General features: G+C 73.3%; 14 protein-coding genes. 11 read left to right on the forward strand and 3 right to left on the reverse strand.

Going from position 1 to position 14,923, the window contains the following annotated elements:
• Positions 1-24 precede the first annotated feature (24 nt).
• From E2B92_RS15365 to E2B92_RS15410, 10 genes are all read left to right on the forward strand, one after another.
• On the forward strand, positions 25-438 hold the full coding sequence (locus tag E2B92_RS15365) for a DUF3151 domain-containing protein (protein ID WP_126887112.1): 414 nt from the start codon (positions 25-27) through the stop codon (positions 436-438).
• Between the two features lie 125 nt (positions 439-563).
• The gene (locus E2B92_RS15370; RefSeq protein ID WP_185923650.1) at positions 564-1,412 is read left to right on the forward strand and encodes a DUF3152 domain-containing protein; all 849 of its coding nucleotides are present in this window, start codon (positions 564-566) and stop codon (positions 1,410-1,412) included.
• Positions 1,413-1,659: 247 nt separating this feature from the next.
• Positions 1,660-2,505 carry a tryptophan 2,3-dioxygenase family protein gene (locus E2B92_RS15375; protein ID WP_126887111.1) on the forward strand — a complete coding sequence of 282 codons (846 nt, stop codon included), beginning with the start codon at positions 1,660-1,662 and terminating at the stop codon, positions 2,503-2,505.
• Positions 2,498-3,685 carry a kynureninase gene (kynU, locus tag E2B92_RS15380; RefSeq protein ID WP_126887110.1) on the forward strand — a complete coding sequence of 396 codons (1,188 nt, stop codon included), beginning with the start codon at positions 2,498-2,500 and terminating at the stop codon, positions 3,683-3,685. The genes E2B92_RS15375 and kynU overlap by 8 nt, the downstream gene beginning before the upstream one ends.
• Positions 3,686-3,773: 88 nt before the next feature.
• Positions 3,774-4,640: an alpha/beta hydrolase family protein gene (locus tag E2B92_RS15385; RefSeq protein WP_126887109.1), complete on the forward strand. Its 867-nt coding sequence runs from the start codon at positions 3,774-3,776 to the stop codon at positions 4,638-4,640.
• Positions 4,641-4,683: 43 nt separating this feature from the next.
• A complete protein-coding gene (locus tag E2B92_RS15390) occupies positions 4,684-5,523 on the forward strand; it encodes an NmrA family NAD(P)-binding protein (RefSeq protein WP_126887108.1) in 840 nt (279 codons plus the stop codon).
• 137 nt (positions 5,524-5,660) lie between these two features.
• A complete protein-coding gene (locus E2B92_RS15395) occupies positions 5,661-6,902 on the forward strand; it encodes a sensor histidine kinase (protein ID WP_126887122.1) in 1,242 nt (413 codons plus the stop codon).
• Positions 6,899-7,558, forward strand: coding sequence for a response regulator (locus E2B92_RS15400; protein WP_126887107.1), 660 nt, complete (start codon positions 6,899-6,901; stop codon positions 7,556-7,558). The genes E2B92_RS15395 and E2B92_RS15400 overlap by 4 nt, the downstream gene beginning before the upstream one ends.
• Positions 7,559-7,578: 20 nt before the next feature.
• Positions 7,579-8,778, forward strand: coding sequence for a cytochrome P450 (locus tag E2B92_RS15405; RefSeq protein ID WP_126887106.1), 1,200 nt, complete (start codon positions 7,579-7,581; stop codon positions 8,776-8,778).
• Between the two features lie 73 nt (positions 8,779-8,851).
• Entirely contained in the window at positions 8,852-9,100 is a 249-nt protein-coding gene (locus tag E2B92_RS15410; RefSeq protein WP_126887105.1) for a hypothetical protein, read from the forward strand.
• A gap of 3 nt (positions 9,101-9,103) precedes the next feature.
• Here the strand turns inward: E2B92_RS15410 and E2B92_RS15415 are convergent, their stop codons facing one another.
• Positions 9,104-9,919: a diacylglycerol kinase gene (locus E2B92_RS15415; protein WP_126887104.1), complete on the reverse strand. Its 816-nt coding sequence runs from the start codon at positions 9,917-9,919 to the stop codon at positions 9,104-9,106.
• 174 nt (positions 9,920-10,093) lie between these two features.
• Between E2B92_RS15415 and E2B92_RS15420 the strand changes: the two genes are divergently transcribed.
• A complete protein-coding gene (locus tag E2B92_RS15420) occupies positions 10,094-11,377 on the forward strand; it encodes an adenylosuccinate synthase (protein WP_126887103.1) in 1,284 nt (427 codons plus the stop codon).
• Between the two features lie 23 nt (positions 11,378-11,400).
• Here the strand turns inward: E2B92_RS15420 and E2B92_RS15425 are convergent, their stop codons facing one another.
• Entirely contained in the window at positions 11,401-13,257 is a 1,857-nt protein-coding gene (locus E2B92_RS15425) for a serine/threonine-protein kinase (RefSeq protein WP_235023825.1), read from the reverse strand.
• Positions 13,258-13,289: 32 nt separating this feature from the next.
• Complete coding sequence (locus E2B92_RS15430) at positions 13,290-14,819, reverse strand: substrate-binding domain-containing protein (RefSeq protein ID WP_126888785.1); 1,530 nt, start codon at positions 14,817-14,819, stop codon at positions 13,290-13,292.
• Between the last annotated feature and the right edge of the window lie 104 nt (positions 14,820-14,923).

Consider the following 14,923-nt stretch of genomic DNA (forward strand, 5'->3'; position numbering starts at 1 on the left):
TGCCGGGCCTGTGACACTGGTGGCATGGCCATCCACGAAAACCTGCTGGGGGGACCGCCCCCCACCCACCTGCCCGACGAGCCGGAGCCGCGCGAGCTGCTCGCGGGCGGCACCGCGCCGGCGGACGTCGCCGCGAAGTACCCCTCCTCCTCCCTGGCCTGGGCCCAGCTCGCCGACGACGCCTTCGAGGCCGGCCGGGTCGTCGAGTCGTACGCGTACGCCAGGACGGGCTACCACCGGGGCCTGGACGCCCTGCGCCGCAACGGCTGGAAGGGCCACGGCCCGGTGCCGTGGGAGCACGAGCCCAACCGCGGCTTCCTGCGGGCCCTGAACGCCCTGGCGCGTGCCGCGCAGGCGATCGGTGAGCACGAGGAGTACGAGCGGTGCTCGACGTTCCTCCGTGACTCCTCCCCGCTGGCCGCCGACACCCTGAGCTGACCGCACCCCGCCTCGCTGAGACCCGCCCACCCGGACCGGTTCCCTCCGGTCGGGGTGAGGCGGGTCGCACCGTTATCGATGTGTGACCGTTACGATCGCGCACACCCATCGAACGGAGATCAGTTGTGGGGAAACGCGCCGCCGCACCACGAGGACGTCGCCGCCGCGGACCGCGCGGCGGAAGCGGCCGCCGTGGCCCGGCGGGCCGGATAGTCCTGCTGTCCCTGGCCCTCATCGGCGTCTGCCTCAGCGGTGGCGCCGCCCTCGCCCACTGGCAGGGCACCAATGCCCCGCCGGGCGCGGCCCCCGGTGACGCCGCCGCCCCGCCCGGGCCCCCGCAGGCGCGGCCCATGGCCCCTCCGCGCGCCGGCCGTGACGCCCCGCCCCGGCGCGAGGAACCGGCGGCCGTCCCGGCGTCCGGGCCCGGCACGTTCACCACCGCCCGGTCCACCGGCGCCAGGACCGGCTCGGGCACCCCGCGCCGCTACAGCGTCCAGGTGGAGGACGGCGCCGGACTGTCGGCCGTACAGGTGGCGGAGGAGATCGAGCGCATCCTCGCCCACCCGCAGAGCTGGGCCGCCCACGGCCGCGGCGCGTTCCAACGGGTCGCCCGGGACGCCGACTTCACCATCCGTATCGCCACCCCCGCGACCGCCGACGCCCTGTGCGCCGCGCAGGGGCTCGACACCGGCGGCGAGCTGAACTGCGAGACGACCGAGGGCGTCGTGGTGAACCTCAAGCGCTGGATGCGGGGCTCCCCCACCTTCGCCGGCCCGCCCGCCGAGTACCGCCACCTGATCATCAACCACGAGGTCGGCCACGAGATCGGCATCCGCCGCCACATGGGCTGCGCCGGCCCGGGCAAGCCCGCTCCGGTGATGATGCAGCAGATCAAGGGCCTGGACGGCTGCACCTCCCATGCCTGGCCGTACGACTCGTCCGGCCGGTACATCACGGGGCCGCTCGTGTCATGATGCGACTGGGACCCCCCGCACAGCCGGTGGTCCCGAGGGGACCGGGGCTCCGCCTGCGGGACGCTTCGCGAGTGAGCCGAAGGGGCGCGCGGGTGTCGAAAGGGAGAACGCGCGGAGGTCGCGAGGTACGAGCGACCCGAGCACGATCGACCGTCGACACACGCTCAGGCGCCCCGGAGGTGAACCGAGCGCCCTGAAGAGGGAGGGGCAGACCGCTACCCGGTAGCACGCATTGATGGAGACAGCGATGTCTACTTCCCCCGATGCCTCCGTGCCCGGTTCGGACACCCCGAACCTGGAGTACACAGGCACCACGCCGTACGAGGACTACGTCCAGGCGGACGTCCTCACCCACCTCCAGCACCCGCTCTCGGACGATCCGGGAGAGATGGTCTTCCTGGTGACGACCCAGGTCATGGAGTTGTGGTTCACCGTGATCGTCCACGAGTGGGAGACCGCGAGCCGCGCCCTGCGCGAGGACCGGATACCGGTGGCGATGGACGCCCTGGGGCGCTCGGTGCGCGAGCTGGAGGCGCTGAACGCCTCCTGGAAGCCCCTGGCGCGGCTCACGCCAGCCCAGTTCAACTCCTACCGGGGCGCCCTCGGTGAGGGCTCCGGGTTCCAGTCGGCGATGTACCGGCGGCTGGAGTTCCTGCTGGGCGAGAAATCCGCGTCGATGCTGGTGCCGCACCGGGGCGCGCCGCGCGTCCACGCGGAGCTGGAGAAGGCGCTGCACGAGCCGAGCCTGTACGACGAGGTGCTGCGGCTCCTGGCGCGGCGCGGGCATCCGGTGCCGGACAGCGTCCTGCGCCGTGATCTGTCGCAGAAGTACGAGCCGTCGCAGGTCGTCGAGGACATCTGGGCGCAGATATATGCCCATCCGGACGAGAACGACGAACTGGTACGGCTCGGTGAGGCGTTGACGGACGTCGGCGAGCTGGTGTGGCGCTGGCGCAACGACCACCTGGTGGCCACGCGGCGCGCGATGGGCTCCAAGACGGGTACCGCCGGCTCGGCCGGGGTGGCGTGGCTGGAGAAGCGGGCCCGCAAGAACGTCTTCCCCGAGGTGTGGACGGCGCGCAGCCATGTCTGACCTCGCAGCGAAGGCGGCGTCGCTGGACGCCCGGGACCCACTCGCGAAGCACCGGGAGCTGTTCGCGCTCGACGACGGTGTCGTCTACCTCGACGGCAACTCGCTCGGCGCGCTGCCCCGCCACGTGCCCGGCCGCATGGCCGACGTCATCACCCGGGAGTGGGGCGAGCTGCGCATCCGCTCCTGGGACGAGAGCGGCTGGTGGACCGCGCCGGAGCGGATCGGCGACCGGATCGCGCCGCTCGTCGGCGCGGCGCCCGGCCAGGTGGTGGTCGGCGACTCGACGAGCGTCAACGTCTTCAAGGCGCTGGTGGGAGCCGTACGGCTGGCCGGCGACGACCGCGACGAGATCGTCGTGGACGCCACCACGTTCCCCACGGACGGGTACATCGCCGAGTCGGCCGCGCGGCTGACCGGCAGGCGGCTGGTGGCCGCCGCGCCCGGGGACGTGGCCGGCACGGTCGGGCCGCGCACGGCCGCCGCGCTGGTCAACCACGTCGACTACCGCACGGGCCGGCTGCACGACCTGCCGGGCATCACGGCCGCCGTCCACGCGGCGGGCGCCCTGGCCGTGTGGGACCTGTGCCACAGCGCGGGCGCCCTGCCGGTGGGGCTGGACGCGCACGGCGTGGACCTCGCCGTCGGCTGCACGTACAAGTACCTCAACGGCGGCCCCGGCGCGCCCGCGTACCTGTACGTCGCCGAGCGGCACCAGGCGCGCTTCGACTCCCCGCTGCCCGGCTGGAACTCGCACGCCGACCCCTTCGCGATGACCCCCGGGTACGCGGCGGCCGAGGGCGCGGTGCGCGGGCGCGTCGGTACGCCCGACATCCTGTCCATGCTGGCGCTGGAGGCGGCGCTGGACGTGTGGGACGGGGTGCCCATCGAGGCGGTACGGGCGAAGAGCCTGGCCCTGACGGACTTCTTCCTGGAGTGCGTAAGGACCTACGTGCCGGAGGGCCGGGTCACGCCGGTCACGCCCGGGGCGCACCACGAGCGGGGCAGCCAGGTGGCGCTGAGCTGCCCGGAGGCGTCCGCCGTGATGAAGGAGCTCATCGCCCGGGGCGTCGTCGGTGACCTGCGCCGCCCGGACGTGCTGCGGTTCGGCTTCACACCGCTGTACGTCTCCTTCGCGGACACCGAGCGCGCGGCGCGTGTTCTGGCGGAGGTTCTGGGCTGATGTTCGACCTGATCTGCGGGGGCGCCAGTCCTGGTACCGTCCCCGCAGGTCAGGCCAATTCGGCCCCGTCACCGAAAGGTTGAGCAGCATGCCCGACCCCGCCGCGCGCGATGCGGCCGAGGAAGCGTCGGCCCTGTCGCATCCGGCCGTCGACCCGGACTCCACCGCCTCGTACGGTGCTCACCCGGACCAGATCGTGGACTTCTACGCCCCGCGTGAGGGCGACCGCGCGCCGCTCGTCGTCGTGCTGCACGGCGGGGCGTGGCGGGCGCCGTTCGACCGGCGGCACATCACCCCTTTCGTGGACTTCCTGGCGCGACGCGGCTTCGCCGTCGCCAACGTCGAGTACCGGCGGGGCAGGGACATCCCCGCCCAGGGCGGCAGCGGTCCGGTCGCGGGACGCTGGCCCGAGACGTTCGACGACGTCGCCGCGGCCCTGGACGCCCTGCCCGCACTGGTGCGCACGCACCTGCCGCGGGCCGACCCGCGCCGCACGGTCGTCACCGGCCACTCGGCGGGCGGGCACCTCGCGCTGTGGGCGGCCGCCCGGCACGTGCTGCCGGCCGGGGCGCCGTGGAAGCTGGAGGCGCCGCCCGTGCTGCGCGGGGTCGTCGCCCTGGCGCCGATCGCGCACTTCGAGCGGGCGGTCGAGCTGGACGTGTGCGGGGGAGCGGTGACGCAACTGCTCGGCGGGGGCGCCGAGGCGGCGGCGCGCGCCGGGTACGCCGACCCCGCGGCGCTGCTGCCGACGGGGATCGCCACGGCGGTCGTCCAGGGCCGGGAGGACACCGTCGTACCGCAGGCCGTGGCCGAGGCGTACGTGGACGCGGCGGCGAAGGCGGGCGAGATGGTCGGGCTGACGCTGCTGGACGACGTCGGGCACTTCCCGCTGATCGACCCGGCGGCGGACGCGTGCGCGGTGGTCGCCGAGGAGATCGCCCAACTCGCCTGGTGATCGCGGACCGAACCCGACCGCAAGGGTTCGTAGCGTCGCCTCCATGACGAACCACACGAACCGCACCCACCTCGTGACCGGAGCGACCGGAACCGTCGGCCGTCAGGTCGTCGCCGAACTGCTGCGCCTCGGCCGGCCCGTCCGCGCCCTGACCCGCGACCCGGCCAGGGCCGCCCTCCCCGACGGCGTCGAGGTCGTCCGCGGTGACCTCACCGACCCCGACACCCTCCGCGCGGCCCTCGACGGGGTCATCGGCCTGCACCTGATCACCTTCGGCGACGCGTACTTCACCCCGCTGGAGACCGGCCCGCGCATCGTGGAGCTGGCCCGCGAGGCGGGCGTACGGCGGATCACGGTCCTCAACGGCGGCGGGCCGACCCCGCTGGAGGACGCGGTGCGCGCGGGCGGCATCGAGTGGACCGTCCTGATGCCGGTGGAGTTCATGGGCAACGCCCTGGAGTGGGCCGACGGCATCCGCGCCGCCGACGAGGTGCGCGAGCCGTTCACCGGGCGGCTCAGCGCCATGGTCCACGAGGGCGACATCGGCGCCGTCGCGGCCGTCGCGCTCACCGAGGACGGGCACGCCGGGCAGGAGTACGTGATCACCGGCCCCGAGGTGCTCACCGTCCGGGACAAGGCCCAGGCCATCGCCGCGGCCCGGGGCCGGGAGATACGGCTCGTGGAGCTGTCGGAGGCCGAGGCCGTCGAGCGGTGGCGGGCGGAGGGCCGCCCGCAGGACGTGATCGACTTCCTGCTGGAGGTCTACGGGGACACCCCGGAGGTGGGCCGGACGGTCCTCGGCACCGTGGAGAAGGTCACCGGGCGCCCGGCCCGCACGTTCGCCCAGTGGGCCCGGGCGAACGCGGCGGCGTTCCGCGCCTGAGCGTTCCGCGCCTGGTCAGCGCCGTAGTACTTCAGGGGGACGCGGAAGGATCCGCATCCAAGGTGACGACCGCGTCCCCGCCCGTGCTTACCGTTGCTGACGTGACCGACACCAAGACCCGCAGCCCGGAGTACCGGATGGCGCACGGCATGTTCATGGGCATGCGCCGTGAGCTCCTCGACGACGCCCTCGCCTACCGGCTGCTCCCGCCCATGGGGACCGACGGACCCGTGACCAGGAGGACGCCGCGGTTCATACGCCGGCACCTGGCCTGGTTCCCGCACGCCCTCGTGGCGGGCGCCGCCCTGATCGTGCTGTCCCTGGGCTACAGCGAGGGCGAGCCGCTCACCGGGCTGATCCCGGGCGCCGCGGTGCTGCTGACCCTGGTGCGGCCCGTCGGCGCCTTCTGGCTGTCGCTGCTGTCCGCCCCGTTCGTGAGCGTGCTGTCCGGCTTCTGGGACGGCTGGCCGTGGGCCCCGACCAGCCTCGTCGCCCACGTCGTGGTGCTGACCGTGGTGGCGGCCCGCACCCGCCCGCGCACCGCCGCCTGGATGTGGGCGCTCACGGCGGTCTGCGGCTTCTTCTTCGAGGCCGTCCTCAGCCGGGGCAGCGGCGGCCAGACCGCGCCCCTGCTGGTCACCTCCGCGCTCGCCCTGCTCGTCGTCACCGTCCTGCACACCCGCCGCGAGGCCAAGGAGGAGGTCACCGCCCAGCAGACCGTCACCGAGCGGGAGCGGTCCCGGCGCACCCTGCTCGAGGAGCGCACCACCATCGCGCGGGAGCTCCACGACGTGGTGGCCCACCACATGTCGGTCGTCGCCATCCAGGCGGAGGCGGCCCCGTACCGGGTGGAGAACCCGCCGCCCGAGCTGGAGCAGGCGTTCGCCACGATCCGCGAGAACGCGGTCGCCGCGCTCACCGAGCTGCGCCGCATCCTCGGAGTCGTGCGCGCGGAGGACTACGAGGCGCCCGACGCGCCGCAGCCGACGCTCGCCGACCTGGACGCGCTGATCGCCAACGTCCGCGAGGCGGGCCTGACCGTCGACGCCACGGTCACCGGCGCGGCGCGCGAGCTGCCGCAGGGCGTGGAGCTGTCCGCGTACCGCATCGTCCAGGAGGCGCTCAGCAACGTGCTGCGGCACGCGCCCGGCGCGTCCGCCAAGGTGGAGGTGTCGTACGTGCTCGGCGGGCTGGGCCTGCGGGTGGTCAACGGTCCGGCGCGCGGCCTGGTGAAGCCCTCGCCGGGTGCCGGGCACGGGATCACGGGCATGCGGGAGCGGGTGGCGATGCTGGACGGCGAGATGACGGCGGAGGCGACGGAGGACGGCGGCTACGAGGTCGCGGTGTTCCTGCCGGTGGCGCGGGAGGAGGCGGCGTGACCATCCGCGTACTGATCGTCGACGACCAGATCATGGTCCGGGAGGGCTTCTCCGTCCTGCTGAACGCGATGCCCGACATCGAGGTCGTCGGGGAGGCCGTCAACGGCCGGGAGGCCGTCCGGCAGGTCGAGGCGCTGCGCCCGGACGTGGTGCTGATGGACATCCGCATGCCGGAGATGAACGGCATCGACGCCACCCGCGCGATCGTCGCGGCGGACGGTGACGCCAAGGTGCTGGTGCTGACCACGTTCGACCTGGACGAGTACGTGTACCAGGCGCTGCGCGCCGGGGCGTCCGGCTTCCTGCTGAAGGACGCCTCCGCACGGCAGCTCGCGGAGGGGGTACGGGTGGTGGCCTCCGGCGAGGCGCTGCTGGCGCCCACGGTCACCAAGCGCCTGATCACCGAGTTCGCCAAGACCGCCGAGGCGGTCCGCCCGCCGGCCCTCGCCCGGGTGGGCGACCTCACGGAGCGCGAGACGGAGGTCCTGGTGCTGATCGCCCAGGGCCTGTCGAACGGTGAGATCGCCTCCCACCTGGTGGTGGCCGAGTCCACGATCAAGACGCATGTGAGCCGCATCCTGGTGAAGCTGGGCCTGCGTGACCGCACGCAGGCGGCGGTGTTCGCGTACGAGGCGAGACTGGTGACGCCGGGCTGAGCCGTGCGTAGGGTCGGCCCATGGACTTCGACCCGTGGTCGCCCGCGTTCGTCGCCGACCCCTACCCCGCCTACGCGGAGCTGCGCGCCCGCGGCCGGGTGCACTGGTTCGAGCCGACGCGCCAGTGGCTGGTGCCGCGCCACGCCGATGTGTCCGCGCTGCTGCGTGACCGGCGGCTGGGGCGGACGTACCGGCACCGCTTCACGGACGAGGACTTCGGCCGCACGCCCCCTCCCGCCGAGCACGAGCCGTTCCACACCCTCAACGACCACGGGATGCTGGACCTGGAGCCGCCGGACCACACGCGCATTCGGCGCCTGGTGTCGAAGGCGTTCACCCCGCGCACGGTGGAGCGACTGAAGCCGTACGTCCAGCGGCTGGCGGGCGAGCTCGCCGACGCGCTGGTCGCCGAGGGCGGGGGCGACCTGCTGACCGCCGTCGCCGAGCCGCTGCCCGTGGCCGTCATCGCGGAGATGCTCGGCATCCCCGAGCCCGACCGGGCGCCGCTGCGGCCCTGGTCGGCGGAGATCTGCGGGATGTACGAGCTGAACCCGGACGAGGAGACGGCCGCCCGGGCGGTCCGGGCGTCGGTCGAGTTCTCCGCCTACCTCCGGGAGCTGATCGCCGAGCGGCGCAGGTCGCCGGGGGAGGACCTGATCAGCGCGCTGATCGCGGCGTACGACGAGGGCGACCGGCTCACCGAGCAGGAGATGGTCTCCACCTGCGTCCTGCTGCTGAACGCGGGCCACGAGGCGACGGTGAACGCCACGGTCGGGGGCTGGTGGACCCTCTTCCGCCACCCGGACCAGCTCGCCGCCCTGCGCGCCGGGCAGGTGGAGGTGTCCACGGCGGTGGAGGAACTGCTCAGGTACGACACCCCGCTCCAGCTCTTCGAGCGCTGGGTGCTGGACGACATCGAGATCGACGGCACCACCGTCCCGCGCGGCTCGGAGATCGCCCTGCTCTTCGGCTCCGCCAACCGCGACGGCGCCGCCTTCGACCGCCCCGACGCACTGGACCTGTCCCGGCGGGATAACCCGCACATCTCCTTCAGCGCGGGCATCCACTACTGCATCGGAGCCCCCCTGGCCCGCATCGAGCTGGCCGCCTCGATGACCGCGCTGCTCCGGCGCGCCCCGGCGCTGCGGCTCCTGAAGGAGCCTGAGCGGAAGCCGAACGTGGTGATCCGGGGGCTGGAGGGGCTGCTGGTGGAGGTATGAGCCCCCGGGGCGCCGGGAGGGGCCGGTCGGAGAAACCGTCACGGCACGCGGACGCGAATGAGATCATCTACGAATGTCCATAGTGTTGCGCCGCACCGCCGCCGTCGTCGTCCTGCTCTCCGGGGCGGCCCTGGGTTTCTGGGTCGTCTTCGGAGCTCCCCACGACTGGACGGGAGGCATGCGGCTGCTCAAGTTCGCCCTCGGTATGACCTCGCTGCTCATGGTCAGCGCCAGTGCGTGGCTGATGTTCCCCGGCAGCCCGGACGATGACGACGACGACACCTCGCCCCCGCCGATCACGGGCCCCCTGGACGCCCTGTAGGGCTCACCCCACCGGCAGGGTCAGCGACCAGGCCGACGGGCGCAGCGTCCACGTGCGGGTCCACACCGGCCCGGTGACCAGGGCGTCCGCGCGGTAGCGGAACGACGGGCCCGAGACGGTGACCGCGGTCGCCTCCACCCGGACCGGTCCGGCCGCCCGGGGGCGGACCACGACCTCGGCGACCCCGTCCCGGGACAGCACCGTCACGCCCTCCACCGGGTCGTCCAGGTCGCTCAGGAGCCGCCCGTCGGCCTCGACCCGCAGCCGGTGGGTGCGCGTGGCCGGGCGGATCGCCGCGACGGAGGGCGCCGGGCGCACCAGCGTCCGCACCAGTGAGCGGCACGTGTCCCACACCGACGGGGGCTCGACCACCGACAGCCCCGCGGGCCCCGCCGGAATCCGCAGCCCCCGCACCACCACGCCGTCGCTGTCGTCGACCAGCAGGTCCAGCGTGCGCGCGGCCCCGTCCAGCACCGCCCGCGCGGCGGGCACCGCGCCCAGCGGCACGCCCAGCGCCCCCGCCAGCTCCACCGCTCCGCGCGGCCCCACCGGGACCAGCGACAGCGCCCCGTCGGCCAGCTCCCGCTCCCGGTGCAGCAGGGCCACGGCCCGCAGCAGCGCCCGGTCGTCACCGATGACCACCGGCCGGCGCGAGCCGCGCCGCGCGAGGGCCCGGGCGAACTCCGCCGGGGTGTCCGGGAGGCAGATCTTCGCCCTCGCCCCGGCGCAGAGCACGTCCTTCGCGATCCGTACGGATTCACCGTCGTTCCGGCGCGCGACCGCGTCGATGACGACCAGCAACTGGTCGGGAGCCGACACCTCGGTCCTTCCTCGGGTAGCATCTTTGTGCAAGAGCCCCTTGCGCTATTGCGCCAGGGGCTTCGTCTATTCCGGGGCACCCGGTCCGACGGCTCAGGTTGTGTCGTACACCGTCGTACGACGTCCGTACTCCCCGCGCCTTGGACATGCCCCGCCCGGAAGGGGTGTACGCCTGTGCCCGCACTTGTGCTGCTCGGTGCTCAGTGGGGTGACGAGGGCAAGGGAAAGGCCACCGACCTCCTCGGTGGATCCGTGGATTATGTGGTGCGCTACCAGGGCGGCAACAACGCCGGCCACACGGTCGTCGTGGGCGACCAGAAGTACGCGCTGCACCTTCTCCCTTCCGGAATCCTCTCGCCGGGGTGCACCCCGGTGATCGGAAACGGTGTCGTCGTCGACCCGGCGGTCCTGCTCTCCGAGCTGAGCGGACTGAACGAGCGCGGCGTCGACACGTCGAAGCTGCTGATCAGCGGTAACGCGCACCTGATCACGCCGTACAACGTCACCCTCGACAAGGTGACGGAACGGTTCCTCGGCAAGCGCAAGATCGGCACGACCGGGCGCGGCATCGGCCCGACGTACGCCGACAAGATCAACCGTGTGGGCATCCGCGTCCAGGACCTCTACGACCAGTCGATCCTCGAGCAGAAGGTCGAGGCGGCGCTGGAGCAGAAGAACCAGCTCCTGGCCAAGGTCTTCAACCGCCGCGCCATCGAGCCGGGCCGGATCGTCGAGGAGATGCTCCAGTACGCGGAGCAGATCAAGCCGTACGTCGCGGACACCACGCTGATCCTGAACAACGCCATCGACGAGGGCAAGGTCGTCCTCTTCGAGGGCGGCCAGGGCACCCTCCTGGACGTCGACCACGGCACGTACCCCTTCGTGACCTCCTCCAACCCGACCTCCGGCGGTGCCTGCACCGGCGCGGGCGTGGGCCCCACGAAGATCAGCCGGGTCATCGGCATCCTCAAGGCGTACACCACCCGTGTCGGCGCCGGCCCGTTCCCGACCGAGCTGTTCGACGAGGACGGCGAGGCGCTGCGCCGCATCGGCGGCGAGCGGGGCGTCACCACCGGCCGTGACCGCCGCTGCGGCTGGTTCGACGCGGTCATCGCCCGGTACGCCACCCGCGTCAACGGTCTGACGGACTTCTTCCTCACCAAGCTCGACGTCCTCACCGGCTGGGAGCAGATCCCGGTCTGCGTCGCGTACGAGATCGACGGCAAGCGCGTCGAGGAGCTGCCCTACTCGCAGACCGACTTCCACCACGCGAAGCCGGTGTACGAGTACCTGCCCGGCTGGTCCGAGGACATCAGCAAGGCCAAGACCTTCTCCGACCTGCCGAAGAACGCGCAGGCGTACGTGAAGGCGCTGGAGGAGATGTCCGGCGCGCCGATCTCCGCGATCGGCGTCGGCCCCGGCCGCACCGAGACGATCGAGATCAACTCCTTCCTGTAGGACACGGTGGGCGGGGAGCCCGGTCAGTTCTCCTTCGAGAACTCGCCGGGCTCCCCGTCCGCGTTCATGCCGTACACCAGCAGCCGGTCCTTGCCCTGCACGCGCTGGATCCGCAGGTTGTTGGACGAGCCGGACGCCGTGCACTCCCGGTCGGAGGCGGCGGCGTCGACCGTGGCCGGGCCCAGGACCAGCAGGTTGCCCGCGCCGCCGAGGACGGCGGTCTCGGCGCAGTTGACCGTGCCGGACAGCACCTCGCCGGTCTCCTCGTCGGTCCGCGGGAAACTCTGCTCGAACCGGACGAGCGGCGCGCCGACCGGCCCCTGCGTGATGATCACCTCGTGGCTGTAGAGGTCCTGCTGGGGGTCGGACACGTCCGGGTTCGGGACGTCCTTCCAGTGGCCGAGGAACGCCTCCGGCACGACCGCCGGCCCGGAGCGCGCCTTGCGGAACGTGGCGGTCGCCGCGCCCGACGACCACTCCAGCACGTCGGGGGAGCGGACCGTCAGCTTCTGGTGGGCGGCCGGTGTGCAGCGCCGGGCCGGGACGCTCGTCGTCACGTCGCTCTCGCCGAACACGATCGCGTCCTCGTCCGCCGAGACCAGGGTCGAGCGCCCCATGCACAGCCGCTCGCCGCCCACGTGGACGTAGATCCCCGCCTTGTCGCCCCGGGCGCCCTCGGTGATCTCGATGCGGGCGGTCTCGTACGGCGCGGTGTCGGTGCCCCTGAGGACGCCTTCCCAGGCACCGAGGTAGGCGGCGGGGACGATGTTGCGGGACGCGCCCGCCTTGGTGTCGCCGGTGTCACCGGCCGTGGCGCCCGGCTTCCCGGAGCGTTCGGCCAGTACGTAGGCGACGGTGCCCGTGGCGGCGAGCACCAGGGCGGTGGCGGCGGCAACGGCGGCGCGCCGGCGCCGCTTCGCCGGGCGGGCGGCGCCCGGCGCGGAGGTGGTCTCGCCGGGCGTGGGAGCGGGGGTGGGCGTGGGGGTGGGGTCGCCGTCCTCGTCCAGGAGCCGGGCGGCCATCCTGCCGAGCTGGGCGAGCAGCCCGGCGGGCAGCCACGGGTCGGCGGCCTCGACGCGGGCGGCCAGGCCGGCGGCGGTGGGGCGGGCGGCCGGGTCCTTGGCAAGGCAGTCACGCACCAGGTCGTCCAGCTCGGCGGGCAGCCCGGTCAGGTCCGGCTCGTCGTGGGCGATGCGGAACATCATGGCGTGGACGCCGCTGTCGGCGGTGCCGAACGGGGCGCGGCCGGTCGCCGCGTACGCGAGGACCGAGCCGAGGCAGAAGACGTCCGACGCGGCGGTGAGCCGCTCGCCCCGCACCTGCTCGGGCGACATGAAGCCGGGTGACCCGACGACCGCGCCGGTGGTGGTCAGCCCGCCGTCGGTGACCGTGTCGACGGCCCGGGCGATGCCGAAGTCGATGATGCGGGGCCCGTCGACGGTGAGCAGGATGTTGGCGGGCTTCAGGTCCCGGTGCACCAGCCCGGCGGCGTGAATGTGCTCCAGCGCGCGGGCCAGCCCGACGGCCAGCGACCGCACGGAGGCCGCCGGCAGCGGCCCGTACTCGTCGCCGACCACGGTACGCAGCGACGGCCCGGCCACGTACCCGATGGCCACCCAGGGCGCCTCGGCGGCGGTGTCCGCGCCCAGCACGGGCGTGGTGCCGGCGCCGCCCACCTTCTCCAGTGCGGCGACCTCCCGGGCGAAGCGGCGCCGGAACTGGTCCTGGGCGGCCAGTTCGGCGTGCACGACCTTCACCGCCACGGTGCGCCCACCGGCCGACCGGGCGAGGTAGACGCGCCCCATGCCACCGGACCCGAGTCTGCCGAGCAGGCGGAACGGGCCGATCTGGACGGGGTCTTCACCACTCAGAGGCTCCACGTGAACAGAGCATGCCAGACCTGGTGGGGGCGTCAGCCCGCACCGCAGACCCGCAACCCTTCCGGGGTCATGCACGGCAGGTGCCCGTGCGTGCGGATGACGTCCTGGCCGCTGCCCCGGCTGAGGTGGGAGAGGAAGGAGGAGGTCAGTGAGTCGGCGGGCGGCCGGCCATAGGTGTACGCGTACTCCAGCTCCCGGTACGGGTAGCCGCTCTCGCCGACCCGGTCGACGTCCGGGCCGCGTCCGTCGATGGCGAGCCGGTGCAGGCCGGGGAGGTCGCTGCCCGCGCGCACCTCGCTGTAGCCGAGGGCGCCCGGCAGCCGGGCCACGGTGTCCAGCACCTGCTCGGTGCTGTCCAGCTCGCAGCGGACGACGGCCGCCTCCGGGTCGTCCTTCGTCGCGCAGTCGCGCGAGGACTGGGCGGGCTCGTTGCGGCCGAGGACCCGGCGCTGGAACACCTCCCGGGTACCGGAGTTGGCGTCCCGGCTGACCAGGAGGACGGGCAGGTCGGGGCCTTCGAGCTGCTTCCAGTTGGTGACCTCGCCGCGGTAGAGGCGCCGGACGTCGGCGAGCGTGAGGTTCTTGACGGGCACCTCGTCGTTGACGACCAGGGTGAAGAGGGAGACGGCGATCCGGTTCTCGCGGAGCTGGGGGTAGCCCCCGGGCTTGGGCCCGTCGGACAGGGCGATGATGGCGACGGAGCCCTTCCCGCTCTTCGCCCCCGCGTCGGCGAGGCCCCGTATCCCGGCGGTGCTGCCACGGGCGTCGACGCGGACGGTGGCACCGGGGCAGTCCTTCTCGTACTTCCTCGCCAGCTCCCGTACGACGGGTGCGAAGGCCGTCGAGCCGGTGACGGTGAGGGTGCCCCGGGCGCAGCCCATGGGCGGTGCGGGGTCCTCGCGCACGATGATCGTGGCGAGTGTGATCACGCAGGCGGTGAGGGCGACGGTGACGGCACGGGCGGCCCGGCTGAACAGCGGGGGCTTCTCGTCGGGGGTGGCGGCGCGGTTGGGCCGCACCTTGCCGTCGCGGATGCCGCCGGTGACGGTGACCGGGCTGCCGACGCCGGCGCCGGTCAGCAGCACGAGGAGCTTGAAGTGCTCGCCGCGGTTGAGGGGGACGCGGGGGAGGCTGATGGTGCCGTCGCGGTGCTGGAGGCCGCCCGCGGCGCTGAAGTGCTCCATGAGGTGGTCGGCGCCGGGGGACTGGGTCACGGCGATGGCCCGCACGGTCCGGTCGGCGAACTCCACGGTGAGGCCGTGCGGGCCGCGCGCGGTGTAGTCGTCACCGGTGATGGCCTGGGCGCCGTCGTTCTCCACGCGCAGCAGGACGAGCGTGGCGTCGGACATGCCGGGCGTCTCGTCGAAGAGCCCGAGCCGTACGTTGGCCCGGCCGCCGTTGCGGGCGTCGCTGCCAATGGGGGTGTCGAGCTGGACGCGGTGGCCGATCCTCTTGCGCCGGGGCGGGACGCGGCGCTCGTACCAGAGCATGGCGGCCGAGACGAGGACGCCGAGCAGGGCCGTGGCGACGGCGATGACATTCTCGGGATTCAGCCAGTCCACGGCCCTCACGGTAGGCATCCCGCGGCTCGAACTCGCGCATGTCGCACAGGAGTTCGCCCAGAGTTCAACCGTCACGAAGTCTGGTCTAGACCTTGACAGGTACA

Source organism: Streptomyces sp. WAC05374 (genome assembly GCF_004353505.1).
GTDB lineage: Bacteria > Actinomycetota > Actinomycetes > Streptomycetales > Streptomycetaceae > Streptomyces.

Excerpts from the sequence above, each read along its gene's own strand:
- E2B92_RS15390 (WP_126887108.1), top strand. The coding sequence starts at position 4,684 with ATGACGAACCACACGAACCGCACCCACCTCGTGACCGGAGCGACCGGA.
- E2B92_RS15405 (WP_126887106.1), top strand. The coding sequence starts at position 7,579 with ATGGACTTCGACCCGTGGTCGCCCGCGTTCGTCGCCGACCCCTACCCC.
- E2B92_RS15365 (WP_126887112.1), top strand. The coding sequence starts at position 25 with ATGGCCATCCACGAAAACCTGCTGGGGGGACCGCCCCCCACCCACCTG.
- E2B92_RS15375 (WP_126887111.1), top strand. The coding sequence starts at position 1,660 with ATGTCTACTTCCCCCGATGCCTCCGTGCCCGGTTCGGACACCCCGAAC.
- E2B92_RS15385 (WP_126887109.1), top strand. The coding sequence starts at position 3,774 with ATGCCCGACCCCGCCGCGCGCGATGCGGCCGAGGAAGCGTCGGCCCTG.
- kynU (WP_126887110.1), top strand. The coding sequence starts at position 2,498 with ATGTCTGACCTCGCAGCGAAGGCGGCGTCGCTGGACGCCCGGGACCCA.
- E2B92_RS15395 (WP_126887122.1), top strand. The coding sequence starts at position 5,661 with ATGGCGCACGGCATGTTCATGGGCATGCGCCGTGAGCTCCTCGACGAC.
- E2B92_RS15410 (WP_126887105.1), top strand. The coding sequence starts at position 8,852 with ATGTCCATAGTGTTGCGCCGCACCGCCGCCGTCGTCGTCCTGCTCTCC.